This is a genomic window from Streptacidiphilus jeojiense (assembly GCF_000719095.1).
GTDB lineage: Bacteria > Actinomycetota > Actinomycetes > Streptomycetales > Streptomycetaceae > Streptacidiphilus > Streptacidiphilus jeojiensis.
Genome location: NZ_JOEH01000009.1, coordinates 184,036 through 207,644, shown reverse-complemented (window position 1 = coordinate 207,644; position 23,609 = coordinate 184,036). Strand labels below are relative to the sequence as shown.

Genomic DNA, 23,609 nt, shown 5'->3' with positions numbered 1-23,609 from the left:
GCACGCGGTTGATCAGGTACAGCCCCGCGCCCCTGTCCAGCTGCAACTGACCCACTGAGGGCATGTTGCACCACCCAGGGGCGCGGGGAACTGCGCGACAAGCCGTCCACGGCCCGCAGCCGAGAACAGTCCGGCCACCCCTACCGCACCAACGCACCGACCTTCCGCTGAGCGGCGATGTGCCGGCTGATCACCTGATCCATCAGCGCCACCAGCACATCCCGCACCGACGCCCGGTCCCGGGCGTCACAGTGCACCACCGGGACGTCCGCGCCGAGCCCCAGGGCCTCCCGCACCTCCTCCAGCTCGAACGGATCCGCCCCGTCGAAGCGGTTGACGGCCAGTACGAACGGCGCTCCCCGCTCCTCGAAGTAGTCCACCGCGGGGAAGGAGTCCTCGATCCTGCGGGTGTCGACCAGGACGACGGTCCCCAGCGCCCCCTCCACCAGGTCGTCCCAGAGGAACGAGAAGCGGTCCTGCCCCGGGGTGCCGAAGAGGTAGAGCACGAGCGAGGCGTCGAGGGTGATCCGGCCGAAGTCCAGGGCCACCGTGGTGGTGGTCTTCCCCTCGACCCCGTCCAGCGAGTCGACGCCCACCGAGACCTCGGTGATCGCCGCCTCGGTGTCCAGCGGCTCGATCTCGGAGATCGCCCCCACGAAGGTGGTCTTGCCGACCCCCAGGCCCCCGCTGACCACGATCTTCGCGGCCAGCGGCACCTGGGCCGAGGCGGCAGGGCTCGCCTTGGGGCCCCGGTCCCTGCTGCGGTTCTCAAAGCGCCCGGACATGGTCCCTGATCCTCTCCATCACATCGAGCGGTACTTCCCTGCGCTGGTGGCAGACCAGCAGTTCGACGGCGACGAGATCACCGATCAGCACCTTGGCCACGCCGAGCGGCACCCCGATCCCTGCCGCCACTTCGGCCACCGACTGCGGGGTCTGACAGATTGTCACAATCCGCCGGCGTTCGAACTCCAGGGGTGCGAAAAGAGATCCAGGAGTTGCCGTGACCAGAGTCTCCAGCCGCAGGTCGTCCCGGACCGGACGGACCCGGCCGCCGGTCATGATGAACGGCCGCACGAACATGGCGTCAGGCGTGTCCTCGGAGCTCATCTCGGCAGGACCTGCCTCAGATCGGCGATCAGGGCCGGGGTCAGCAGGTCGCCGGCCCGCTCGGCCAGGACCGCCATCTCATAGCCGACCAGGCCCAACTCGGCCGTGCTGTCCGCGAGGACGCCCACGCAGCTGCCGTCGCTGACGGCCGAGACCAGCAGGAAGCCCCGCCGCATCTCGATCATCAGCAGCTTCATGCCGTCGAAGTCGTAGCGCCGCGAGGCGCTGCGGGCCAGGCTGGCGAGGCCGGAGACCACCGCCGACAGGTGGTCGGCGTCGGTCCGGCCCAGCCCCTCGGAGACCGCGATCAGCAGCCCGTCCGAGGACACCGCGACCGCGTCCCGCACCCCGTCCGTGTTGCGGACGAAGTTGGCGAGCAGCCAGTTGAAGGTCTGGGTGTCGGGCGAGCGGGTGGTGCTGGATGTGCTCATGACTCGGTCTCCCTCGGCTGGGTCTCCTGGGTCTCCATGTCCGTGCCGGATTCGAGCGGGCCGTCCCCGGCGGCCCCGCTCTGCATCGTGGCCGTCTCGCCGCGCTGGTGGGCGGCGCGGAAGGAGGAGAGCATCGAGCGGACCTCCTCCGGCGAGCGCTCCGGGGTGCGCTCCTCACCTGCCTGCCAGCGGCCCGACACCTCGGTCATGGCCGAGGGGATGGCGGTCCGCCGGGGCCGCTTGACCAGACCGTTCCTGGTCCTCGCGGCGGAGGGGCTGCGTGCCCCCGCGCCGACCAGGTCGTCGTACGCGCCCCGGGGGCCGACCACGGCCGCGGCCGGCTCCGGCGCCGCCTCGGACTGCTGCCCGATGGTGTACTCGCTGCCCAGCCGGGCCGCGGTACGGATCGGCGGAAGCGCTCCCATGTCGATCTCCCGCTGGAGTTCCGGTGCATCGTCGGCGGGCAGCGCCCGTCCGGCCCACTCGGGCACGCTGTCGTACTGCTCCTTCGGCTGGGCCGCCTCCGCGAGCAGGGTGTTGGGCAGCAGCACCCGGGCCACCACACCGGCGGCCGGGGCCTCGCCGAGCCGCACCTCGATGCCGTGCCTGCGGGCCAGCGAGCCGACCACGAAGTGGCCCAGGAAGCGGGTCGGCTCGGCCATGAAGCTGGCCGTGCCGGAGAGCCGGACATTGGCCTCGGCCAAGGCCTCGGGGCCCATGCCCAGGCCGTGGTCGACGACCGCGACCAGGTATCCGGCGCTGGTCCTGCGTCCCTCGATCTCCACGTCCACGTCCGGCGGCGAGAAGTTGAGGGCGTTCTCGATCAGCTCGGCGAGCAGGTGGGCGACCTCGGCGACGACCGCGCCGGTGACCTTCACCGGGTCGACCCGGCGCAGCGTCACCCGGCGGTACTCCTCCACCTCGGAGAGCGCGGCCCGGATCACGTCGGTGACGCTGAGCGGGGTGGCCCAGGGACGCGGGCTGGACTCGCCGGCGAGCACCAGCAGGGACTCGGCGTTGCGGCGCATCCGGGTGGCCAGGTGGTCCAGCTCGAACAGGTTGGCCAGCTGGGCCGGGTCAGCGTCCTCGTGCTCCAGCTTGTTGATGAAGCCGATCTGACGGCGGACCAGATTCTGGTTCCGGCGGCCCAGGTTGACCAGCGAGTCGGTGGCGTTGCGACGCAGCACCGTCTGCTCGGTGGCCAGGTCGAAGGCGACCCGCTGGACCTGGTCGAAGGCCTCGGCGACCATCCTGACCTCGGCCCCTGCGCGCTTGGGCACCACCACCGGCGCGGGCGGCGGCTGCTCGCCGGCGCCCTCCTGGACCTTGCCCACGGCCGCCGGGAGCCGGCCGCCGGCGATCTCGTCCGCCTCCCGGGCGAGGGCCGCGAGCGGCGAGGAGATGGAGCGGATGCAGGCCACCGCGAGGGCGCCGATCAGTCCGAAGGCCAGCAGGGCGAGCAGCCCGAGCAGCAGCAGCTGCCGCTGGGCGGCGTCCTGCAGGGTCTTCGCCCTGGCGGTGATGTCGTTGCCGAGGGTGATCTGCGCGGCTCGCATGTCGTTGACGGTCAGCGTCATCTTGGCGAACCACTGGTCGCTGGGGATGGCCCGGTCGTCGAGCGATCCGCCGCCCTGCACGGCCTGCAGGTCCCAGGCCTGGATCTGCTGGGCGTAGGGCTGCGTCCAGATCCGGTTGATCTGGGCCTGCTCGGCCGGCGTGGTCCACAGCGGCAGCTCGGCGAGGTTGGCCAGCCGGTCGGCCCTGGCCTCGGTGAAGCGGGTGTACCAGTCGTTGGGGAAGCGGCCCAGCGGCAGCGAGCCGGTCATCAGGGCACGCTCCTGACCGGTCGACTCCTTGGCGTTGCCCAGCGCCAGCAGGGCCTGGATGCCGCTGTGCAGCCGCGGGTCCTGGGCCTGCTCCAGACCCATCGTCAGATGGGTCAGCGCGGTGTTGACGTTGGTGAAGTAGTCGAAGGTGGCGAACAGGTCGCCGTGCCCGCCGTCCGCGGCGCTGCGGATGGCCGCGAGCTGGTCGACGGCGCCGAGGTCGGTCCGTACCGACGCCGAGGCCGCGTCGGTGCGCCCCGCCACCAGCTCCCTGACCTGGGCCAGGGCGGCGTCGGTGGCCTTGCGCTGGGCCGGCAGCAGCGCCTTGAAGCTCTGCGTGCCGCTGATCAGGCCGGTGGTCAGTCCACGTTCCTTCTGGTGCTCGTGGACGAAGGACTGCACCGCGATCAGCAGCTTCACCTCACGCACCGTGGAGCCGGCCTGCTGTTCGGCCGAGAACTGCTGCCCGACCAGTACCCCGAGCAGCGCCATGACCAGGGCGAGCGCGATGACCAGGATCCGGACCAGCTTCGCCCTGATCGTGGCGGGCGAAATGACCGTCCGCCGGAACAGGCCGCGGGGTTCCGGCGACTCCTGCCTGAATTCACCTGCGGGTTCATGTAGATTTAACATGCGATTCGGCGCATTCACCGAGCCTCCGGTGCCATGAGAGAACGTCAGAAACGTGGGTACAGCAGGTGAACCACGCTAGCGAGGCGTCCTCGTGCGGTTAATCGCAAACGACCCGATTGAATTCCTTCCAGTGAATCCGGATCATATTCGGTCAGTTTCCGCACTCATTCACACGGGTCGGTCGATCAATTCGGGGCATACCTGAAAAGAATGCGTCGGACTGCTTCGCCTCCCACTACCCGCTCCACTAGGTCTAGACCAATGACCGCCCTCCGGCTACGGTGACGTCGGATCCGACGGTCGGTCCGACCGTCGAGCAGGCCCTACCAGCAGACCCCTACCAGCCGGAGCAGCCCCCGTGGAGTCGTCCGTCCTCGCCTTCGCCACCGACCTCCTGGACGAGGGCAGCGACCTCTTCTTCGGCAGCCTCACCGACCGCGCCGGGGTCGGCGGCCTCACCCTCGCCTCCGTCTACCACCAGGCGCGCGACGTCTTCCCGCACAACCCGCGCCGGGTGGTCGGCTACCTGGAGCCGGGCGCCGCCTACTTCCGCCCCGACCCGGCCCGCTGGCACGGCCTGCGGCTGCGCCCCGCCCCCGCCGAGGCGATCGGCGACGGCGACCCCTTCGCCGAGGCCGCGCTCCAGGCCGGGCGCCGCGGCATGAAGCTGCACGCCTGGACGGTCTTCCTGCACAACGACCGGCTCGGCTTCCAGCACCCCGACTGCTCCCCGGCCAACGCCTTCGGCGACCGCGCGCTGACCGAGCTGTGCCCGGCCGCCCCGGACGTCCGCGCCTATGTCCGCACCCTGGTCGCCGAGCACGCCCGCTACGGCGTCGACGCCATCCGGGCCGAATCGCTGCACTTCCACGGCCTGCGGCACGGCTTCCACCACGAGCGCTACTTCGAACCGCTGGGCCCGGTGGCCGAGGCCCTGCTCGGACTCTGCTTCTGCGGGCACTGCCGCAGCCGGGCCGCGGCCCTGGGCGTCCCGGCCGAGGAGGTCCGCCGGGCGGTGCGCGAGGAGATCCGGCGGGCCCTGACCGACGAGCACGCCGCGGAGCGTCCGCCCGCACTCGACACCCTTGCCGGCGGCGCCCTGGCCGCCTACATCGACGCCGCGGCGGCCACCGTCACCTCGCTCGCCGAGGAGGCCGCCGCGGTGGCCACCGAGCACGGCATGCGGCTGACCTTCATGGACGGCGACGGCCCCGGCAAGGGCCGGCTCTCCGGCATCGACCTGCCCGCACTGGCCAAGGCCGTCCACGGAATCGAGACCCTGGGCTACGCGCCCACCCCCGAGCAGGTGCGTGAGAAGGTCGCCGCCTTCGCCCTGTACGGGGTGGACCCCTCCGCCCTGGCGGTGATCCTGCGGCCGATGTCGCAGGACTGCGAGGGCGCGGCCAACCTGGCCGCGAAGATCCGGGTGCTCGACGAACTGGGCGTCCCCGAGGTCGAGTTCTACAACTACGGCCTGATGCGCCTGAGCTCCATGGACCGGATCGGCGCTGCGCTGCGCGGCTGAGCCGGCACGGGGCGGGGCTGGGGGGCGGGGCAGAGTCGGCACGGGGGCGGGGCCGGGCACCCTCAGGAGTGACCCCAGGCAAGGAACCTTCCCAAATCCCCCGGCAAACGCCCAGGTCGGAGCGGGGGGCCGGATAACGGCCCATCATCCCTGCTGCATCGCACCCCGGTGGCCAGGTAGGCTCTCCGTGTGATCTTCAAGCGCATCGGCAACGGGCGGCCCTACCCGGATCACGGCCGGGTCAGCACCCGTCAGTGGGCGGACGTGGCCCCACGTCCGGTACGCCTGGACCAGCTCGTGACCACCAAGGGGCAGCTCGACCTGGAGACCCTGCTCGCCGAGGACTCCACCTTCTACGGCGATCTGTTCGCCCATGTCGTGAAGTGGCAGGGCGACCTCTACCTGGAGGACGGCCTGCACCGAGCCGTGCGTGCCGCCCTGCAACAGCGTCAGGTCCTGCACGCACGCGTGCTGGAGATGGACTGATCGGGTGCCGTTGCACCCTTTCGGGTGCCCTGATACGCCAGATGATGATCCTTTAGTACGCAGAGTCGATCGACCGCACTAGTCTGAGAACAGCAGCCGCACAGGCTGTCCGACCATTCCAGACGAGCCCGTTGCACAAGGGGGCACCCGCGGTGAGCATGCTGACTCCCCCTGGACTCAAGGGAAAGCAGTACCGGATCACCGGTACGACTTATCCACGTCTGGCCCGGCCCAACACCCGGCGCCGGCGCATCGTGCAGAGCGTCACCGGGGTGGTGGTGCTGGCCGTGCTCGGCTGGGGCACCTTCCAGCTGGTGGACGTCTTCGGCGGCGGGCACAAGAAGACCGCCGCGGCCGGCTGCACCCGCACCACCACGGCGGCCGGCAGCGCAGGCGGAACCGCCGCGGGCTCGGCCGACAAGGCCTCCGGAGCCGCCTCGGCCGCCCCCTCGGGTTCCGCCCCCGTCTCGGCAGCACCGGTCGCGGCAGCCTTCGCCGTGCTGGTCCCGGGTGCGATCCCCAAGCCCGCCGCCGTCACGGTGAACGTCTACAACGCGACCAACCGGCCCGGACTGGCCGGGCAGACCGCCGCGGAGCTGAAGAAGCGCGGATTCACCATCGGGAAGATCGGCAACGCCCCGGCGGCCCTGGAGAACAAGGTGCCCGGCAGCGCCCAGATCACCGGCGGCAAGGCCGGAGCGGCGATGATGACCGTGCTCGGCACCGAGGTCACCGGCTCGCACCCGGTCACCGACAAGCGCAACGACACCACGGTCGACCTGGTCCTCGGCAACGGCTTCTCCGCCCTGGCCACCCCGGCCCAGGCGGCCAAGGCGGTCACCCTGGCCAGCCGCCCCAGCCCGTCCGCCTCCGCCGCCCACTGCTGAGCCGGCTTCAGTCCCCCACGGTCCCGTAGAGCCGGTCGCCCGCGTCGCCCAGTCCGGGGACGATGTAGCCCTGCTCGTTGAGGTGGTCGTCCACCGCCGCGGTTACGATCGTGACCGGCAGGCCGACCAGTTCCTTCTCCAGCACGGCGACCCCCTCCGGGGCCGCCAGCAGGCAGATCGCGGTGATGTCGTCCGCGCCGCGCTCGATCATCAGCCGGATCGCCGCCACCAGCGTCCCGCCGGTGGCCAGCATCGGGTCCAGCAGGTAGACCTGGCGGCCGGAGAGGTCGTCCGGCATCCGGGTCGCGTAGGTGGACGCCTCGAGCGTCTGCTCGTTGCGCACCATGCCGAGGAAGCCGACCTCGGCGGTGGGCAGCAGCCGGGTCATCCCGTCGAGCATGCCCAGACCGGCCCGCAGGATCGGCACCACCAGCGGCCGGGGGTAGCTCAGCCGGGTGCCGGTGGTGACCGCGACCGGGGTGGTGATCTCCACCGGTTCGGTGCGCACGTCCCGGGTGGCCTCGTAGGCCAGCAGGGTCACCAGCTCGTCCGCGAGGCGGCGGAAGGTGGGCGAGTCGGTGCGCTCGTCGCGCAGCGTGGAGAGCTTGTGCGCCACCAGGGGGTGGTCCAGGACATGAATCCGCATGAGGCGACACTAACCGAGCGTGGACACGCAGACGACCTCCCGTGCCCGCATTCAGCAGCGATTCTGGCATGCACCTGTAAAATATGTGTCCCGGCTGTCGAAGTGGGAAGGTGAGAGGGACGAAACCACCCCGATCGGAGGGGCAGGCATGGTCGCCCAGCCCGCAGACAGCGCCGGACCCGAGGAGCAGGCCGGCTCGGAGACCCCCGCGGAACGCCGCCGCCGCCGGGCCGCCTTCCTGCGCGAGCTCACCGAGGCCCGCGAGCTCCAGGCCCGGGTGCACCCGCGACGCACCAAGACCGAGCGGATGCGACAGGCCGTGAGAATGCGCACCTTCCGGATCTGACGCCCCGTCGACCGGGCCACCAGCCGGGCATTCCCACCGCAACTCACCGAAGTGCCACCCCCCGTGCGCGACACGACCAGCGAAGACGCACAGCAGAACACTCCCCGGAGCGGCCCGCTTTCTGTCACGATGCCGATGGGGCGTTCGCACGGACCCCTGGACTCCGGACGCGCGGAAGAGCGGGTCCGGTCCTGTGGCCAAGACCTGGGAGAGTCGCTGGTGGCGTACTTCGCTGCATTGCTCGCTCGCACCGAGGACGGGTGGGACGTGAGCGAGACCGAGCTTGACGACGTCGAAACCCTCGCTGACCTGGCTGACCTGGCGCGCGAGGCCGCGGAGGACGAGGAGACCGTCCTGGTCTTCATCGAACAGGAGGACGCCTGGTTCGCCGTCGTCCGGGTGGACGGCGAGGAGGACCCGCGCATCTTCGTCTCCGACGCGGCCGCCGCCTCGCGCAGCGCCTACGGGGAGATCGTCCTCACCGACGAGCTGTTGGGGCGTGACTCCGACAGCGACCTGGACGACCTGGTGGTCGATCTGGACGAGGACGCCTCCGCGGACGGGGAGGACGAGGACGACGACGAGGACGCGGCTGTCGATCCCGACGGCGTACCGACGGGCCCGCTGGGCGACGCCGGTCTGCTGATCGAGTTCGGCGTCGGCGCCAAGGAACTGATGGACATGAGCGTCGAGGGCTCGGTGCCCGGCGACGCCCTCACCGAGATCGCCGACGCCCTGGGCGTGGGCGACGTCCTGGAGGCGGTGCGGTAGCCGCCGGCCGGGGGCCGGTGCGGGAGACTGGATGCCATGCAGCACCCCCTCCCCCGCACCGGCCCCCGGCCGGACCCGCTCCGCGACCGCTGGGCCCCCGCCATGCGGCTCGCCCTGGCCGAGGCGGAGCTCGCCCTGCCGAGCGGCGACGTACCGGTCGGCGCGGTCGTGCTGGACCGCGACGGCACCGTCGTCGGACGCGGCCACAACGAACGCGAGGCCGTCGGCGACCCCACCGCCCACGCCGAGGTCCTGGCCGTCCGCGAGGCGGCGAGGTCCGTCGGGGAGTGGCGGCTGAGCGGCTGCACCCTGGTGGTCACCCTGGAGCCCTGCACCATGTGCGCGGGCGCGATCGTCCTCTCCCGGCTGGACCGCGTCGTCTACGGCGCCTGGGACGACAAGGCCGGCGCGGCCGGCTCGCTCTGGGACGTGATCCGCGACCGCCGCCTCAACCACCGCCCCGAGGTGGTCCCCGGCGTCCTCGCCCAGGACTGCGCCGCCACCCTGACCGCCTTCTTCGACACCCAGCGGGCCGGAGTGCCGCCGACCGGCCCCGACCACCCGACAAAAGCGGTTTAGGAGCACTGCTCCACGTCCGGTAGGCTGTCCCACGGTAGCGTGTCCGAGCGGCCAAAGGAGCACGCCTCGAAAGCGTGTGTGGGGGCAACTTCACCGTGGGTTCGAATCCCACCGCTACCGCTCTGAGCAGGAAGACGAAGCCCCGTCCGGGATCCCGGACGGGGCTTCGTTCGTCGTCGGCCGCAGGCTGGCGACGGTTGGTCGGGGCTGGCCGGCGTGGTGTCCGACTGCGGGTCAGGTGAGGGCGGTGACCAGCAGGGTGAAGGCGGCGATGATGACGGCGACGCGGACGTAGTGGAAGCGGAGCCAGCGGTTCAGCTGCTCCTTCCAGTCCTCGGGGCGGTTCTCGGGGGTCCAGGCCTTGTTGCGGTTGTTGATCGGGACGAGCAGCAGCACGGACATGATCACACTGAGGATCAGCAGTCCGGCGGCGATGAGGACCAGGCCGGTGCCGTGGTGGTGCCATCCGGTGGCGGCCCAGAGCGCGGCCAGGACGAGTGAGCCGATGTACCAGAACGGCATGACGGCGCCGAGCATCCGACCCCCGTGGGCGTGGCCGAGTTGGCCGCTGTCCTCGGGCAGGGCGTCGAGGATCGGGTTGATGACGAACAGGACAGAGAACTCCACCCCCACCATCACGCCGACGACCACGGTGGTGAGGACCTCGAGTGCGTTGAGCATGATGACCCCTCCTGGGATCTAGCGCTGCTAACTGATGAGGCAACGCTAGTACTACTGCCGCTCCGTTGTCTAGCGGTGCTAGGATCGATTCATGTCGGTACAGGAACGCAAGGAACGCGAACGGGCGCACCGCGAACGCCTCATCGTGGCCACCGCCCGCGAACTCGCCGAGCAGCAGGGCTGGGACGCGGTCACCACCCGCCGGCTCGCCGAACGCATCGAGTACAGCCAGCCTGTCCTCTACAGCCACTTCCGTGGCAAGCGCGAGATCATCGGCGCCGTCGCCCTGGAGGGCGCCACCGAACTGGCCGCGGCGGTAAGGGCCGCGACCTCCGCCGCCGACGGCCCCCGCGCCAAGGTCACCGCGCTGGCCCACGCCTACCTCGACTTCGCCACGGACAATCCCGCGGTCTACGACGCCATCTTCCAACTCGACGGCGGCCTCGCCTTCGCCCGCGAGGACACCCCCGAACCCCTCAAGGACGCCTTCGCCGCCCTGCTGGAAACCCTCGCCGTAGTCGCCGGCGACGGCGTCCACCCCGGCCTGTTCACCGAGGTCTTCTGGGCCGCCCTGCACGGCCTGGCAACCCTGACCCGCGTCGGACGGCTGCCACCGGCAGAAGCCGGGCGAAGGGTGGAACTACTGGTGGACCGGCTCGCCATCGTCTGACACACCATCGCGAGGGGCACCCGGCCGGATCCCTCAAGTCCTGTGCCGAGCAGTAGGGACGACTCTCCCCGGACACCTGCTGCAACAGAACCGCTGCGCCGTGGCGTTAGTGGGGCATGGAGCACATGACGGCCGCCGATACGGCGGCACGGTCCCGGGTCCGCGCACAGGAGTCCGTCGACTTCCAGGAGTTCGCGGTGGGCCGGAGCGGGCAGCTGTTCCGGACGGCGTTCCTGCTGACGGCCGGTGACGCGCACCTGGCCGAGGATCTGGTGCAGGAGGCGCTGGGGCAGGCCCTCGCCGGTGCGGCCGTGCTCGGTGTCGTGGCCGCCGTGGGGATACCACTGCTGGGCGGCGGCGGTTCCGGTACGGCACCGGTCGGGACCGCACCAGCGCCCACCGCGAGGACCGCGGTGACGGCCGGCCCCACGGGTTCTCTACTGGAACGCGCCCAAGGGTCGGTCGATGATCTTCCGCGAGGAGACGGACGGATCGCAGCAGGCACTGACGATGCAGCAGGCCATCGCACTGGTCACCGCCTCGGTCTGGGACCGGGTGTGGAAGTCGCTCCCTGCCGACTGCCCGCTCGGAGCGACGGATGACCCGCACGCGTCGGCAGCCCTGGTGGCGACAGGGGGTGGATCTGTCTGCGCCACCGGCAAGGACACCGGCCTGTACGTGGTGAGCGCGGCACCGGCACCATTGATGTCCTCCCGCTGAGACCCGACGGGCCGTCACGGAACGCCCGCTCAGCCTTGTGGCGGGCCAACCGCCCCGTGCGGCACAATCGCGTGGATCATCACACTGTTCCTTGGGGGGAACGTGCGCTCTTCGCGCATATCCGGACGTGCCGTCAGGTTCGGCGCCATCATGCTCAGCCTCGGGCTCGTCCTGCCGTCCGCCGCCGTGCTCGTCGGGGCGGCACCGGCCTCCGCCGACGGCACGACGCTGTACGTGGACAAGAAGAACGCCGCCTGCTCGGACACGGACGCGGCTGCGGGGACCCAGGGCATCCCCTACTGCAGCATCCAGGCGGCCGCACTGGCGGTCCAAGCGGGCCAGACCGTTGAGGTCGCGTACGGCAGCTACAGCGGAACGGTGACCGTCACTCATTCGGGCACGCCCGGACACCCCATCGTCTTCAAGGGCGACGCAGGGTGGGAGAACGGCTCAGTGCTCGATCTCGACACACAGCCGAGCGCCGACGGAGGCTCCGGCTTCGTGCTCCAGGGTGTTCATGACGTCACCTTGCGGGGCTTCAGGTACGGCGCCGGTGCCGTCACGGTCAAGGACTCGTCGGACATCTCGGTCCTGCACAGTTTCAGCGCCATGGGCTCGTTCCTCGTCCAGGGGGCAAGCCACAATGTGACGTTGTCCGGGCTGTTCATGTATGCCGGGGGCAGCAACAGCGGCGTGAGGGTGGAGGGTGGCGCGACGGACACGACCATCACCGGCAACGTCGTAGATTCGCCGAGTAACTTCGACACGACCGGCATATCCCTGACCGACGCTCCTGATTCCGTCGTCGTGGCCAACACGGTTTCGCAGATCTGCGACACCGGAATCGCCCTCTCCGGTGACTCGCACGGCGCCACCATCGAGAACAACGTCGTGTCGGGCAGCAACTGCCAGGGGGCCGCGGACGGCCTACTGTCGATCTCGGCAGCCTCCACGACCGGGTCAACCGTGGACTACAACCTGCTCGGCCCGACCTCAGCAGGGGATCCCTACAGTTGGGCGGGGACGACCTATGCCACGGTGGCCGCCTTTCAGGCCGCCTCTCAGCAGGGTGCCCATGATCTCTATGCGAATGCAGATCTCCGCACGGTGGGCGCCCGCGCCTGGGAGCCGGCCGATCCATCGCCGGCGATCGACTCCGGCAGCGCGGATGCACCGGGTGAACCCGCACGGGACGTCTACGGTGACCTCAGGGCTGTACAGGATCCGCTGGTCAAGGACATCGACGCCACGAGCGCGCCGGTCGACCGTGGCGCGGTGGAGGCCCAGAACCCCTACACCTTCGACTTCAACGGTCCGGCAACCGCCGACGATCCGGCCGATCCGCTGGCCTACACCGTCCGGGCGCAGACGACGTCCAACCCGTGGAAGACCAGCGTCACCTCGTATGCGTTCTACTTCGACGGGTCCACGCTGACGACCACCAGCGCCCAGCCACAGGCGACTTACAGGTATCCGCTCTCGATGGCCGGCCAGGTCGCCTACCCCAAGGTCTACGCGGTACTGCCGGACGGGGAGCAGATCCCGACGACGGACAGCGAAGGCCTCATGGACGGAGGGGAGTACACGCCCATCGCCACCCCCGCCCCGCTCTCGGCCTCCTTCCCCGCCGCCCCCGCCTCCGCCTCGGCCCCGCAGACGGAGTCGCTGAAGGTCCAGGGCAACACCTACCTGGCCTCCGCCACCGTCGACCCCGGGGACGGCACCGGGACGCTGGCCGCCGCCGTCCCGGCACGCAGCACGACCGCGACCGCCGTCCACCACTACGCCGAGCCCGGCAGTTACACCGCCACCGCGACCGTCACCGACGTCTACGGCCGCAGCACCACGGTCAAGCAGACGGTCACCGTGGGCGACGCCTTCGTCCCGGTCCGGCCGACCCGGCTGCTGGACACCCGCAACGGCACCGGAGTCGCCAAGGGGAAGCTGGGCGCCCGAAAGGCCCTGCGGCTGAAGATCGCCGGAGCCGGAGGGCTCCCTTCCGGCGGGGTCACCGCGGTGACGCTCAATGTGACGGTCACCGGATCCAGCTCCGGCGGCTGGCTGGCGGCCTACCCGGACGGAGCCCCCGTCCCGAGCACCTCCAACCTGAACTTCACCAGCGGTCAGACCGTGCCCAACCAGGTCACCGTCTCCGTCGGCAGTGACGGCTACGTGGACCTGTACAACGCCTTCGGGACCACTGACGTGGTCGCCGACGTCCAGGGCTACTTCACCGACGTCAAGGCCGCGGCCGACCAGGGCTACTACCAACCGCTCACGCCCGTCCGGGTGATGGACACCAGGAAGGGAACCGGCGGAGTACCCGAGGCGAAGATCGGGCCCGGTGGCACCGACACCCTGCGGCTGAACCTGGCGAAGTACCCCGGGGTGACCGCCGTCGTCCTCAATGTCACCGCGGCGGACGCCGACAGTGCCGGCTATGCGGTCGTCTACCCGGGCAACACCACCCGGCCCTCGGCGTCCGACCTGAACTTCGGCAAGGGCCAGATCTCCCCCAACCTGGTCACCGTCCCGGTCGCCCCGGACGGCACGGTGAAGTTCACCAACGGCTACGGCCATGTCGACCTGATCGCCGACCTGGAGGGCTACTACACCACCGCGACCTCGGCGGCGGCGTTCGTACCTCTGACTCCGGTCCGGATCTTCGACACCCGGTCGGGCACCGGCGTCCGCAAGGGGGCCGTCGGCGCCGCCAGTTATGTCGCCGTCCACATCGCCGGCTCGCACGGGGTGCCCACCAACGCCCTGGCGGTGGCCACCAACCTGACCGCGGCGCTGCCGACCGTCGACACCACCGTCACCGCCTGGCCGGCGCCCTGGACCAAGGCGCCGCAGACCTCCACCCTCAACCCGGCCCGCGGTACGACCCGGCCCAACGCGGCCTTCATCCCGATCGGCTCCGGCGGAAACGTCGACTTCTACAACCAGTCGGGCCGTGTCGACCTGGTCGGCGATCTGGCGGGCTACTTCGGCCGCTGAGCCTGTCGGAAAACCGCCAGCGGGATGCGGTGGGGGCTGGTCGAATGGGGCGTATGACTACTCAGGACGATCACGCCAGGCTGTTCCGTTCGCTGCACGATCCGCTGGCTCCGCTGGCGCTGGCCAACGTCTGGGACGCGGCCAGTGCCCGCGTCGTCGAGGCGGCCGGGGCGACGGCGCTGGCCACCACCAGCGCCGGGGTGGCCTGGGGGCTCGGCGCCCCCGACGGGAACAGGCTCGACCGTGAGCAGGCCGTCGCGCTGATCGCGCGGGTGGTGGCGGCGGTGGACCTGCCGGTCAGCGCCGACATCGAGAGCGGCTTCGGGGAGACCGCGGCCGAGGTCGGCCGGACCGTGGGCCTGGTCGTCGCCGCTGGCGCGGTCGGGGTGAACATCGAGGACGCCCACACCGAGCCGGTCTCCCCGCTGCGTCCCACCGGCGAGCAGGCCGAGCGCATCGCGGCCGCCCGCGCCGCCGCGGACGCGGCCGGTGTGGCGTTGTTCGTCAACGCCCGGATCGACACCTACCTGCGCGCGGTGGGGGACCCCGAGGGCCGGCTGGCGGAGACGCTGGACCGGGCCCGGGCCTACCTCGACGCCGGCGCCGACGGCGTCTTCGTACCCGGTGTCACGGACCCCGCCACCGTCGCGGCCCTGACCGCCGGTATCGACGCACCGGTGAACATCCTGGTCGGGCCGGGCGCGCCCAGCGTCGCCGAACTGTCCGGGCTGGGTGTCGCCCGGGTCAGTCTGGGCTCGTCGCCGGCCCTGGCCGCCTATGCGGCGGTCCGTCGCGCCGCCGAGGAACTGGTGCGCAGCGGCACCTACAGCACGCTCGACCAGGCCCTCGACTACCGGGAGTTGAACACCCTCATGCGCGGCGATCGCTCCTGACAGCCCTGTGTAATATCCGAGTACAGTACTCAACCATTACTCAGAGGACTGTTCGGAGGGTTGTTCGGATGCTGGAGATCGCGCGCTCATGGGTCGAGGGATGGACCGTCTCACGGCGGACGCCGAAGCCGGTGGACACGCCATGGGGACTCAGCATCGCGGTCGGACTGCCGACCCAGACGGTCCGGCACGTCCTGCTCGACGCCGACGTCGAGACCGCCCGCGGGCTCGTCGACTCCGTCACCGAGCCGGCCACCTGGATCAAGGCCTTCCTCGAACCTGAGGTGATGCGGCCGTGGTTCCGCTCCGGGTGGGAACCGGACAGCCCCGGTTTCCTGATGAGCGTGGACCTGCGCCCGTCCGCCGTACAGCTGCCTGACGGCTACTCAGCCACCGTCGAGACGGCCGACGGTGTCACCTGTGTACGGATCCTGGCCGCCGACGGGGAGCTTGCCGCCGGCGGCAAGACCGGACGGCCGGATGCCCCGGATGCCGCCTGCGTCTTCGACCGGATCTCCACCGAGAAGGCCCATCAGCGCCTCGGCCTCGGGACGGCCGTGATGGGCACGCTCGCCAACGCGGCCGTCGAGAATGGTGCGGCCACCGGCGTCCTCGGCGCGACCGACCAGGGCCGAGCGCTCTACGAGACGCTCGGCTGGAAGGTCATCGCACCGCTGACCGGCTTCATCCACCGGCCCGCCGCCCCCTGAGCCGGGCAGGTCGGCTTCGGCCGCCCGCGCTTCAGCCGCCCCCGCTCAGCCGGTGCCGGACCAGGCCGCCAGTTCCCTGGCTGCGGCCGTGCGTTGGGACGCCGAGTCGGGGGCACCGGCGGCGATCAGGGCGTAGTGCAGGGTTCCGGCCGGGGAGCTGCTGGAGAGCAGCAGCCGGTTGGAGCCGTCGCCGGCCTCGTCCGGGGCGACCGCGACCGGGTGGTCGGCGACCTCGCCGGTGGCGGTGTAGGAGGGCAGGCCGCGGAGGGTACCGAGGTCGGAGACCACCGTGGTGGTGGCCGGGTCGAAGGCCTGCGGCAGGTGGAGTTCGGTGGGTGCGTCGGTGCTGCCGGAGCGCCAGGTCAGCACCGCGTAGGGGCCGCCGGTGGCCAGCAGTGCGGCGACGTTCGGCAGGGTTCCGGGGACGTTGTTCCAGCGCATGGTGGTGCTGCCGTCCCGGGACAGGTCCTCGTAGCTGAAGGCCAGCGCGTCGCCGGAGACGGCGCGCGGGTAGACCCGGTCGACCAGCAGCTGGTCCACCCGGAAGGCCACGCCGGAGGTGCCCTGCTGGACGACGGAGTAGTCCTCGCCGTTCCATCCGTCGCCGCTGGTCTGCACCTTGCTGGGGTTGTCGTTCATCAGCTCGTGGTGCTGGCCGCTGTAGACGTCCCACTGCCACTGGGTGCCGGAGACCACGGTGCCAGTGGACGCCCCGCCCGCCGCGGCGCTCCACCAGGTCGCGCCGGTGGCGGTGGAGTCCAGCGCCTGGTAGGTCGCCTTCTCCACGCTCGGGCCCTTGTCCGAGGTGTAGCCGGTGAGCGGGTACCCGAACTCGGTGACGGCCAGCGGGCTGCCGAGCGCCGCGGCCCGCTGCCGGAATCCGGCGAAGGTGGAGCTGTACTGCCCGTCGGTCGCCTTGCCCAGCATCAGGATGCCGCTGAGCGCCTTGGCGTCGTAGTAGTGGGTGTTGAAGACGTAGCGGCTGCCGAGCGAGGCCACCAGCGGGAAGCCCCCGGGCTGCGAGGTGCCGCCGACGTTCACGTTGACGTCCCAGAAGGCCAGCGGTTCGACCCAGGCCGTCTTGGCCTGCCAGCCCGCCGCGTCCATCCGGGCCCGGAACCGCTGGTAGAACGGCCACAGCAGGTCCCGTTCCCAGGTCGTGCTGGTCTGCCCGGAGTCATAGCTGCCGGCCGAGGGCTCGTTGAACGGGTCCACGCCGACGATCTGCGCGAAGTCGCTCGCGGAGAGGTGCTGGCGCAGGTAGTCCATGGACTGCTGGGCCTGGTCCAGGAAGGCCGTCTGCACGCCCACCGCGCCGGCCGAGGTGGTCAGCGTCCGGTTGTGCCAGAAGTCGTGCAGCGCTTCGGTGACCGCCGCGTTGGTGAGGTAGTTCTGGCCCACTGCACACAGATGCCGCAGGACTCCTGCGGGTATCCGCCGGCCTGAACCACCCAGGCCGGCGCTCCGTCGCCGGTGTACCAGCTGCCCTGGTTGAACAGCGCGCGGGAGTAGAGGTCCTGGTGGTAGTCGATGAGGACCCTGATGCCGCGTGAGGTGAAGGCCTGAATCTGGTCGGTGAGGGCGCTCAGGTAGCCGGTGTCGACACCGGCGGGGGTGGGCTCGGCGCCGGCCCAGGACACCACCAGCCGGATCAGGTCGGCGCCGGTCAGCTTGCGCATCGCGGCCGCCGCGATGTCGGCGTCGGCGCGGGTGGCGAAGGGCAGGTAGCCGTTCTCGGCGAGCTTGGACTCACCGGAGACGTTGAACCCGCGCAGCACCACCTCGCGGCCGTAGCCGTCCCGCAGCACGGGGGCACCGCTGCTGTCGGTGGCGACGACCACCTGGTCGGCGGTCGCGGTGTCGAACCAGAGTGCTGAACCCGCGGCGGCGGCGGAGCTGCGGGTGGCCCCGGTGAGCTGACCTCCGGTCAGCATGGCTGCGGCGAGGGCCAGCGCGGTCGCCGCAGCGGCCCCGCGCCGCCGCCGGCGACGTAACAGGGAGGGGGACGGGGATCCGGACACGGGCGGGGGCGAGGGCGGGGACGGGGACGGGGACGGGGGCGGGGGCGAAGAGGGGGGCGAGGACGGTTCTGTGGATGCCATGACCGCGACAGTCGCACCGAACCCGCGAAGGCGGAAGAGAACGGAACAGGCCGGTTCCGGCTTCTGTCCGAGGGGTGTTACGCCTGGTCACAGCCGTTTCGCGGCAGCACCGGCGGGTCCTGCGGGGCCGCTGGTGCGGGCCTGGACAGTGGTGCGCAGTGCGGTGGCAGCGCGGTGGCAGTGCGGTCGCGGCCCGGGGGCGGCTGAGGGCCCGCTGTGACTCCGCCAAGCACGTCATATGTCCAGCCCCGAAAGCGAGTTGGGCTCATTGGTCATGGCTGTTCGGTGTTCATGTCCGCGCCCTCTCGGCTTCACCTCACGCTGCCAGAGTCCCGCCACATGGACATTCCACGGATGGGCATTCCCGACCACCTCGCCGAGCAGATGAGCATGGCCGAGCAGCACGACTACCTGCGCCGACGGTTCTCCCGCGGGTACTCCAGAAGAGGCATCCTGCGCGCGAGCGCGGCCACCACCGGTGCGCTCACGGCCGTCGGCGTGCTCGGCTCCCCCGCCTTCGCCGCCGCGCCTGACCTGGTCACCCGCTCCGCCACCGACGGGATCGACGGCTCCCTGGTCGCCCCGGTCGGCCGCCACCTCGCCTTCGGTGCCGACCCGAGCACCCAGTTCCGGATCTCCTGGCAGGTCCCGGCCGCCGTCAAGAAGCCCTTCCTGCGTTTCGGCCGGCATCCGCACGAGCTGGGCCAGCGCATCCCGGCCGAGCTGCGCGACCTGCACACCCCCGCGCTCACCGCCACCTCGGCCGCGCTGGACCAGTACTACCTGCACGTGGCGCTGGACCACCTGCAGCCCGGCACCACCTACTACTACGGGGTGGGCCACACCGGCTTCGACCCGGCCGACCCGGCGCACGCCGCCACCCTGTCCACCTTCACCACCGCCCCGGCCCCGCGCCGCGGCGAGGGCAGCCGCGCCCACGACGCCTTCACCTTCACCGCCTTCGGCGACCAGGGCGTCAGCGCCCACGCGCTGGCCAACGACAACGTGATCCTGGCCCAGCAGCCGGCCTTCCACCTGCACGCCGGCGACATCTGCTATGCCGACCCCGACGGCCAGGGCCTGGAGAGCGACGGCGCCGACTACGCCGCGACCACCTGGGACAGCTTCCTGGCGCAGACCGAGACCGTGGCGTCGAAGATCCCGTGGATGGTCGCCTACGGCAACCACGACATGGAGGCCTGGTACTCACCCACCGGCTACGGCGGCGAGGAGGCCCGCTTCTCGCTGCCCGAGAACGGCCCGACCAAGGACAGCGGCGTCTACTCCTTCCGCTACGGCAACGTCGGCGTGATCTCCCTCGACGCCAACGACGTCTCCTACGAGATCCCGGCCAACAACGGCATCACCAGCGGCAAGCAGACCACCTGGCTGGAGCGCCGGCTGCGGGAGTTCCGCCAGGACGCGGAGGTCGACTTCATCGTCGTCTTCTTCCACCACTGCGCCTTCTCCACCACCCACCAGCACGCCTCCGAGGGCGGGGTGCGCGACGCCTGGGTGCCGCTGTTCGAGCAGTACCGGGTCGACCTGGTGATCAACGGCCACAACCACGTCTACGAGCGCACCGACGCGATCCTCGGCGGCAAGGCGTCCAAGGCCGCCCCGAGCGGTGCGAGCATCCGTCCGGCCGAGGACGGCGTGGTGTACGTGACGGCGGGTGCCGCCGGTCGCAGCCTCTACAGCTTCGACTACGCGGACACCTACGAGGGCAACGAGCACCGGGTGGACGAGCTGGTCACCTACCACTGGGAGAAGGGTTCGGTGAAGGTCGCCGAGACCATCGACTGGTCCCGGGTCCGCTACACCGGCTACTCCTTCCTCCGCGTCGACGTGGTCCCGGCCCGGAAGGGTGCGACCGCCAAGCTGAAGCTGACCGCCCTGACCGAGTCCGGCACGGCGTTCGACCACCTCACCATCGAGCGCGAGGCGGGCTCCACCCGCGGCTGGTGACATCCCGTCAGCACGGCTGAGCAGCAGCCTGGCTCGGTGGGCTGCGGTGGGGTGCGGGGCGGGGCCCGGTGGGGCGCGGCATGGTGGGGCGAAGTGGGGTGGGCTGCGGCGGGGTGGGGCGCGGGGTCGGCGCAAACAGTCGGCACCCGCTCCGCCGCACCGACGCCCCACCGTGGACACTGATCCCCATGACAGCGCACCCCGCCCCCACCGGCCCGCACCCCGGTCTCCTCGTCCACACCGGCTCCTACACCCCGGACACCGGTGGTGAGGGCATCGGCCTGGCCGCCCTGCGGTTCGACCCGGAGACGGGCACCCTCACGGTCGACGCCGCCCTGCCGGAGGTCCCCGTCAGCGGCCCCTCCTTCCTGGTGGCCCACCCGTCCGGGCAGGTCGTCTACAGCACCAACGAGTCCGTGTCCGGGACCGTCAGCGCCTTCGCCCGGCAGCCGGACGGCGCGCTGGTCCCGTTGGGGTCCCCGATCGCGAGCGGCGGCACCAACCCCTGCCATCTGAGCGTCCACCCGGACGGCGGCTGGCTGCTGACCGCCAACTACGGCGACGACACCATCGCCGGCACGGTGGCCGTGCACCGGCTCGACGAGGACGGCGTCCCGGTCGAGCTCACCGATGTCGTCTTCCACCAGGGCGGCGGTCCGGTCGCCGGGCGGCAGGAGGTCAGCCACGCCCACCAGGTGGTCGTCGACCCGTCCGGCCGCCATGTGCTCGCGGTGGACCTCGGCACCGACACGGTCTACACCTACCGGCTCGACACCGCCTCCGGGACCCTGGAGCTGGTCGTCGCCAACCAGTTGCGGGCCGGATCCGGACCCCGGCACCTCGCCTTCGCCCCCGGCGGCGACCAGGCCTGGATCGCGGACGAGCTCTCCTCCTCCGTCACCGGCCTGCGCTACGACGCGGCGGCCGGCACCTTCACCGAGGTCTCCAGCGTCCGCGCCACCACGGCCGACACCCACAACCAGCCGGGCGGCATCGTCGCCTCGCCCTGCGGCCGCTTCGTCTGGATGACCAACCGCGGCGCCGACACGGTGGCCGCCTTCCGGGTCGAGGGCGACACCCTGCAGCCCGTCGGGGAGACCCCCAGCGGCGGCAGCTGGCCCCGTGGGCTGGCCCTGACCGCAGGTCACCTGCTCGTCGCCAACCAGTACAGCGGCACCGTCGCCGCCCTGCGCATCCTGGACGACGGCTCCCTGGAGCAGCCCGCCCCGGCCGCCGCCATCCCCTCGGTGATCTGCACGCTGGCGCTCTGACGTCCACGGCCGGGCGGGACGGGACGCCAGCCCGACGGGAAGCCGCCGGACATGACGAAACCCCCTGCACCCGGGTGCTGATCACCAGAACCCGGGGAGGGGGCTTGCCGGAAGATCCGGAAGGTACTGCCGGAAGGAGGGGGAGCGGCCGTGGGGGGACAGGCCGCTCCCCCGGCGGAGTCCCACAACCGGCCGTCGCGTCGGGGGGATGCCGCGGCGGCCGGTCCCACAGCGGGGACTCCGGTCCGTGTACCGGGAGGTTCCTGCCAGACCCGCTCGGTACACCTTCTACTCTGCTGCACGGAGCGGGGCCGCGCACCCGGCAAGCGTCCCCTTCCGGGGGGACCTTGGTCCCTTCGGGTTCACCGGGACTTTAGCCGGGGCACGGAAGGGGCAGGTGGGATCCGGCCCGGGATTGCCGTCCACGAGCGGATCCGGGAGCACTAAGCTTCGGCCATAGGAGTGGGGCGCTGGGAGGCGGGCGGGGTCATGGGGCAGGCGAAGAAGATCGCGATGTATTGCCTGGTCATCTTTGTGCTCTATACGATCATCACGTCTCCGGTGCGGGCCGCCGACCTGGTGCAGGTCGGCTTCACGGGCATCTCCAGTGCGGCCAAGTCGGTGGGGACCTTTATGACCAGCCTGGTCAAGTGAGGCTGCTGTCCCGGCCGGAGCATCTGCCGGACCATCTGTCGGAGCATCCATCGCGGGAGCCGTGAAGTAGCCTCGGGCCGTCGGACACCACTCCCGAGGAGCCATCCATGATTCGCCACCTGGTCCTTTTCAAGCTGAACGAGGGCGTCGCCAAGGACGAGCCGCGGGTACTCGCCGGCGTCGCGGCGTTCGAAGGGCTCGGCAAGCAGATCGACGAGCTGCGCGAGTGGCAGTGCGGCTGGAACCTGACGGTCCGGGACATCGCCTACGACTACGCGATCAACAGCCTGGTCGACGACGCCGAGGCGCTGCAGGCCTACCTCACCCACCCCGCACACCAGGCCGGGGTCGCCCTCTGGCGCGAGTTCGCGACCTGGGTGATCGCCGACATCGAGGTCTAGGACCTCCCCTCCCGTCTAGGGCCCCCGGGGGCGCGGCAGCCCACCGGCCGCATCCCGACAGCCCACCGACAGCACCCCGACAGTGCGCCCCGGCGCCGCCACCCCGGAGCAGGACCGGACGGCGGCGCCGATTCACTCCTGGGTACCGGCCGAGATCAACACACCCATATGTGGTGCTTGCCCGAATAGCATCCCTCTTGTGATGCTATGACCGGTTTGCCGGATGGTGAACTGGGGCACGCGTTGCGCCTCCATGGAGCTCGCGAGGGGTGGCGTGTCGGTGCAGACACAGGGGAGCGCAAAGGACGAAGGTGACGCGCCAGCGGCTCCCGCGCCGGTCGACTCCAGCCGTGTGGACGTCCGCACCCTCACACGCGTGCTCTTCGAACGGATGGCCGAGCTCACCCCGGGGACCCCGGAGCACGAGCACGTCCGAGCCGCACTGATCGAGGTGAACCTGCCCCTGGTGCGCTACGCCGCCGCCCGCTTCCGCGGCCGCAGCGAGCCCATGGAGGACGTGGTGCAGGTCGGCACCATCGGACTGATCAACGCCATCGACCGGTTCGACCCGAACAGGGGCGTGCAGTTCCCGACGTACGCCCTGCCGACCATCCTCGGCGAGATCAAGCGCTACTTCCGCGACAACGTCCGCACCATGCACGTACCGCGCCGGCTCCAGGAGCTGTGGGTCCAGGTCAGCGCCGCCATGGAGGATCTGACGGTGGCCCACGGGCGGATGCCCAAGGTCCCGGAGATCGCCGCCAGCCTGCGCATCCCCGAGGAGGACGTCCGGGCCTGCCTGGACGCCGGCCGCGCCTACAACGCCACCTCGCTGGAGGCCACCCAGGAGCACGACGGCGGCCTGGCCCTGCTCGACCGGCTGGGGTACGAGGACTCCGCCCTCACCCATGTGGAGCACAGGGACATGGTCCGGCACCTGCTGGTGCAGCTGCCCGACCGTGAGCGACAGATTGTGATGTTGCGTTTCTTCGGCAATCTGACGCAGTCCCAGATCAGTACCGAGCTCGGAATGTCGCAGATGCACGTATCCCGTTTGCTGGCACGGATCTTCGCCCGGCTACGCAGCAGTAACGCCTGGGAGAACTGATTCCCGGGCCCGCCCGGGGCCGTTTCAAACCTGCAGTTCACTTGGTGACAATCCGTCACTTTCCGTGCCAAAGCCAGCATTGCAGCGCGTTACCATCGCGTGACGTCTGGTCGTGTTGGGGTTTGCGATGGATGCTGAGCCGGTATCCCAGTGGAGGTACATCGAGTCGTCGCCTTGTCGACTCGGGCAGC

At 70.9% G+C, this 23,609-nt stretch carries 24 protein-coding genes and 1 tRNA gene; 17 read left to right on the top strand and 8 right to left on the bottom strand.

All coding sequences use genetic code 11. The features are described 5' to 3' along the window. Window positions 1–140: 140 nt before the first annotated feature. Genes IF29_RS0113410 through IF29_RS0113395 form a run of 4 tightly spaced genes read right to left on the bottom strand, consistent with a single transcriptional unit; the run spans window position 141 to window position 4,000 of the window. On the bottom strand, window positions 141–785 hold the full coding sequence (locus tag IF29_RS0113410; RefSeq protein WP_084714104.1) for a GTP-binding protein: 645 nt from the start codon (window positions 783–785) through the stop codon (window positions 141–143). Continuing rightward, window positions 769–1,110 carry a DUF742 domain-containing protein gene (locus IF29_RS0113405; protein WP_030253745.1) on the bottom strand — a complete coding sequence of 114 codons (342 nt, stop codon included), beginning with the start codon at window positions 1,108–1,110 and terminating at the stop codon, window positions 769–771. Before IF29_RS0113405 ends, IF29_RS0113410 begins: the two co-directional genes overlap by 17 nt. Next, entirely contained in the window at window positions 1,107–1,541 is a 435-nt protein-coding gene (locus IF29_RS0113400; RefSeq protein ID WP_030253743.1) for a roadblock/LC7 domain-containing protein, read from the bottom strand. The genes IF29_RS0113405 and IF29_RS0113400 overlap by 4 nt, the downstream gene beginning before the upstream one ends. Then, on the bottom strand, window positions 1,538–4,000 hold the full coding sequence (locus IF29_RS0113395; protein ID WP_051725265.1) for a sensor histidine kinase: 2,463 nt from the start codon (window positions 3,998–4,000) through the stop codon (window positions 1,538–1,540). Before IF29_RS0113395 ends, IF29_RS0113400 begins: the two co-directional genes overlap by 4 nt. 358 nt (window positions 4,001–4,358) lie before the next feature. Here IF29_RS0113395 and IF29_RS0113390 point away from each other — a divergent pair, with 358 nt between their 5' ends. The 3 genes from IF29_RS0113390 to IF29_RS0113380 all read left to right on the top strand — a co-directional run bounded on the left by IF29_RS0113390 (window position 4,359) and on the right by IF29_RS0113380 (window position 6,898). Further along, entirely contained in the window at window positions 4,359–5,525 is a 1,167-nt protein-coding gene (locus IF29_RS0113390) for a hypothetical protein (protein WP_030253740.1), read from the top strand. Between the two features lie 189 nt (window positions 5,526–5,714). Beyond that, on the top strand, window positions 5,715–6,011 hold the full coding sequence (locus IF29_RS0113385) for a type II toxin-antitoxin system VapB family antitoxin (RefSeq protein ID WP_030253738.1): 297 nt from the start codon (window positions 5,715–5,717) through the stop codon (window positions 6,009–6,011). 158 nt (window positions 6,012–6,169) lie between these two features. Then, entirely contained in the window at window positions 6,170–6,898 is a 729-nt protein-coding gene (locus IF29_RS0113380; protein ID WP_030253737.1) for a LytR C-terminal domain-containing protein, read from the top strand. A 7-nt stretch (window positions 6,899–6,905) separates the two neighbouring features. On the opposite strand, the gene upp is transcribed toward IF29_RS0113380, so the two are convergent. Further along, window positions 6,906–7,544, bottom strand: a complete 639-nt coding sequence (gene upp, locus IF29_RS0113375; RefSeq protein ID WP_030253735.1) for a uracil phosphoribosyltransferase — start codon at window positions 7,542–7,544, stop codon at window positions 6,906–6,908. A gap of 148 nt (window positions 7,545–7,692) precedes the next feature. Here upp and IF29_RS0113370 point away from each other — a divergent pair, with 148 nt between their 5' ends. The 4 genes from IF29_RS0113370 (at window position 7,693) to IF29_RS0113355 (ending at window position 9,360) form a co-directional block, all read left to right on the top strand. Beyond that, window positions 7,693–7,890 carry a hypothetical protein gene (locus tag IF29_RS0113370; RefSeq protein WP_030253733.1) on the top strand — a complete coding sequence of 66 codons (198 nt, stop codon included), beginning with the start codon at window positions 7,693–7,695 and terminating at the stop codon, window positions 7,888–7,890. 219 nt (window positions 7,891–8,109) lie between these two features. Then, on the top strand, window positions 8,110–8,661 hold the full coding sequence (locus IF29_RS0113365; RefSeq protein WP_030253731.1) for a tRNA adenosine deaminase-associated protein: 552 nt from the start codon (window positions 8,110–8,112) through the stop codon (window positions 8,659–8,661). 36 nt (window positions 8,662–8,697) lie between these two features. Next, complete coding sequence (gene tadA / locus IF29_RS41870; protein ID WP_051725263.1) at window positions 8,698–9,240, top strand: tRNA adenosine(34) deaminase TadA; 543 nt, start codon at window positions 8,698–8,700, stop codon at window positions 9,238–9,240. A gap of 33 nt (window positions 9,241–9,273) precedes the next feature. Continuing rightward, window positions 9,274–9,360: transfer RNA gene (locus IF29_RS0113355), tRNA-Ser, on the top strand. 114 nt (window positions 9,361–9,474) lie between these two features. Here IF29_RS0113355 and IF29_RS0113350 read toward each other — a convergent pair. Then, on the bottom strand, window positions 9,475–9,921 hold the full coding sequence (locus IF29_RS0113350; protein ID WP_030253727.1) for an anthrone oxygenase family protein: 447 nt from the start codon (window positions 9,919–9,921) through the stop codon (window positions 9,475–9,477). A 91-nt stretch (window positions 9,922–10,012) separates the two neighbouring features. Here IF29_RS0113350 and IF29_RS0113345 point away from each other — a divergent pair, with 91 nt between their 5' ends. The 5 genes from IF29_RS0113345 (at window position 10,013) to IF29_RS0113325 (ending at window position 15,914) form a co-directional block, all read left to right on the top strand. Beyond that, window positions 10,013–10,591, top strand: a complete 579-nt coding sequence (locus tag IF29_RS0113345; protein WP_030253725.1) for a TetR/AcrR family transcriptional regulator — start codon at window positions 10,013–10,015, stop codon at window positions 10,589–10,591. A gap of 465 nt (window positions 10,592–11,056) precedes the next feature. Next, window positions 11,057–11,311: a hypothetical protein gene (locus tag IF29_RS45960; protein ID WP_030253723.1), complete on the top strand. Its 255-nt coding sequence runs from the start codon at window positions 11,057–11,059 to the stop codon at window positions 11,309–11,311. Between the two features lie 150 nt (window positions 11,312–11,461). Beyond that, window positions 11,462–14,311 (top strand): right-handed parallel beta-helix repeat-containing protein, encoded by a 2,850-nt coding sequence (locus IF29_RS48495; protein WP_037595117.1) that lies wholly within the window; start codon window positions 11,462–11,464, stop codon window positions 14,309–14,311. 53 nt (window positions 14,312–14,364) lie between these two features. Continuing rightward, the gene (locus IF29_RS0113330) at window positions 14,365–15,204 is read left to right on the top strand and encodes an isocitrate lyase/PEP mutase family protein (RefSeq protein WP_037595115.1); all 840 of its coding nucleotides are present in this window, start codon (window positions 14,365–14,367) and stop codon (window positions 15,202–15,204) included. 131 nt (window positions 15,205–15,335) lie between these two features. Further along, window positions 15,336–15,914 (top strand): GNAT family N-acetyltransferase, encoded by a 579-nt coding sequence (locus IF29_RS0113325; protein ID WP_232242127.1) that lies wholly within the window; start codon window positions 15,336–15,338, stop codon window positions 15,912–15,914. A 45-nt stretch (window positions 15,915–15,959) separates the two neighbouring features. On the opposite strand, the gene IF29_RS41860 is transcribed toward IF29_RS0113325, so the two are convergent. Together IF29_RS41860 and IF29_RS48795 are read right to left on the bottom strand one after the other, a co-directional pair. After that, complete coding sequence (locus IF29_RS41860; RefSeq protein ID WP_332262539.1) at window positions 15,960–17,315, bottom strand: endoglycosylceramidase; 1,356 nt, start codon at window positions 17,313–17,315, stop codon at window positions 15,960–15,962. Further along, window positions 17,243–17,935: a cellulase family glycosylhydrolase gene (locus tag IF29_RS48795; protein WP_332262538.1), complete on the bottom strand. Its 693-nt coding sequence runs from the start codon at window positions 17,933–17,935 to the stop codon at window positions 17,243–17,245. The genes IF29_RS41860 and IF29_RS48795 overlap by 73 nt, the downstream gene beginning before the upstream one ends. Before the next feature lie 420 nt (window positions 17,936–18,355). Here IF29_RS48795 and IF29_RS0113315 point away from each other — a divergent pair, with 420 nt between their 5' ends. The 5 genes from IF29_RS0113315 to IF29_RS0113295 all read left to right on the top strand — a co-directional run bounded on the left by IF29_RS0113315 (window position 18,356) and on the right by IF29_RS0113295 (window position 23,418). Further along, a complete protein-coding gene (locus IF29_RS0113315) occupies window positions 18,356–19,984 on the top strand; it encodes a purple acid phosphatase family protein (protein WP_037595112.1) in 1,629 nt (542 codons plus the stop codon). A 188-nt stretch (window positions 19,985–20,172) separates the two neighbouring features. After that, window positions 20,173–21,255, top strand: coding sequence for a lactonase family protein (locus IF29_RS0113310; protein WP_051725262.1), 1,083 nt, complete (start codon window positions 20,173–20,175; stop codon window positions 21,253–21,255). Window positions 21,256–21,744: 489 nt separating this feature from the next. Beyond that, window positions 21,745–21,909 carry a hypothetical protein gene (locus IF29_RS46845; protein WP_198037441.1) on the top strand — a complete coding sequence of 55 codons (165 nt, stop codon included), beginning with the start codon at window positions 21,745–21,747 and terminating at the stop codon, window positions 21,907–21,909. A gap of 107 nt (window positions 21,910–22,016) precedes the next feature. Continuing rightward, window positions 22,017–22,310, top strand: coding sequence for a Dabb family protein (locus IF29_RS0113300; protein WP_030253714.1), 294 nt, complete (start codon window positions 22,017–22,019; stop codon window positions 22,308–22,310). 253 nt (window positions 22,311–22,563) lie between these two features. Continuing rightward, on the top strand, window positions 22,564–23,418 hold the full coding sequence (locus IF29_RS0113295; protein WP_030253712.1) for an RNA polymerase sigma factor SigF: 855 nt from the start codon (window positions 22,564–22,566) through the stop codon (window positions 23,416–23,418). Window positions 23,419–23,609 lie beyond the last annotated feature (191 nt).

Coding starts and splice junctions, on each gene's coding strand:
- IF29_RS0113410 (WP_084714104.1), bottom strand. CDS start 785: ATGTCCGGGCGCTTTGAGAACCGCAGCAGGGACCGGGGCCCCAAGGCG.
- IF29_RS0113405 (WP_030253745.1), bottom strand. CDS start 1,110: ATGAGCTCCGAGGACACGCCTGACGCCATGTTCGTGCGGCCGTTCATC.
- IF29_RS0113400 (WP_030253743.1), bottom strand. CDS start 1,541: ATGAGCACATCCAGCACCACCCGCTCGCCCGACACCCAGACCTTCAAC.
- IF29_RS0113395 (WP_051725265.1), bottom strand. CDS start 4,000: ATGTTAAATCTACATGAACCCGCAGGTGAATTCAGGCAGGAGTCGCCG.
- IF29_RS0113380 (WP_030253737.1), top strand. CDS start 6,170: ATGCTGACTCCCCCTGGACTCAAGGGAAAGCAGTACCGGATCACCGGT.
- upp (WP_030253735.1), bottom strand. CDS start 7,544: ATGCGGATTCATGTCCTGGACCACCCCCTGGTGGCGCACAAGCTCTCC.
- IF29_RS0113370 (WP_030253733.1), top strand. CDS start 7,693: ATGGTCGCCCAGCCCGCAGACAGCGCCGGACCCGAGGAGCAGGCCGGC.
- tadA (WP_051725263.1), top strand. CDS start 8,698: ATGCAGCACCCCCTCCCCCGCACCGGCCCCCGGCCGGACCCGCTCCGC.
- IF29_RS0113350 (WP_030253727.1), bottom strand. CDS start 9,921: ATGCTCAACGCACTCGAGGTCCTCACCACCGTGGTCGTCGGCGTGATG.
- IF29_RS0113345 (WP_030253725.1), top strand. CDS start 10,013: ATGTCGGTACAGGAACGCAAGGAACGCGAACGGGCGCACCGCGAACGC.
- IF29_RS45960 (WP_030253723.1), top strand. CDS start 11,057: ATGATCTTCCGCGAGGAGACGGACGGATCGCAGCAGGCACTGACGATG.
- IF29_RS48495 (WP_037595117.1), top strand. CDS start 11,462: ATGCTCAGCCTCGGGCTCGTCCTGCCGTCCGCCGCCGTGCTCGTCGGG.
- IF29_RS0113330 (WP_037595115.1), top strand. CDS start 14,365: ATGACTACTCAGGACGATCACGCCAGGCTGTTCCGTTCGCTGCACGAT.
- IF29_RS0113315 (WP_037595112.1), top strand. CDS start 18,356: ATGGACATTCCACGGATGGGCATTCCCGACCACCTCGCCGAGCAGATG.
- IF29_RS0113310 (WP_051725262.1), top strand. CDS start 20,173: ATGACAGCGCACCCCGCCCCCACCGGCCCGCACCCCGGTCTCCTCGTC.
- IF29_RS46845 (WP_198037441.1), top strand. CDS start 21,745: ATGGGGCAGGCGAAGAAGATCGCGATGTATTGCCTGGTCATCTTTGTG.
- IF29_RS0113300 (WP_030253714.1), top strand. CDS start 22,017: ATGATTCGCCACCTGGTCCTTTTCAAGCTGAACGAGGGCGTCGCCAAG.
- IF29_RS0113295 (WP_030253712.1), top strand. CDS start 22,564: ATGGAGCTCGCGAGGGGTGGCGTGTCGGTGCAGACACAGGGGAGCGCA.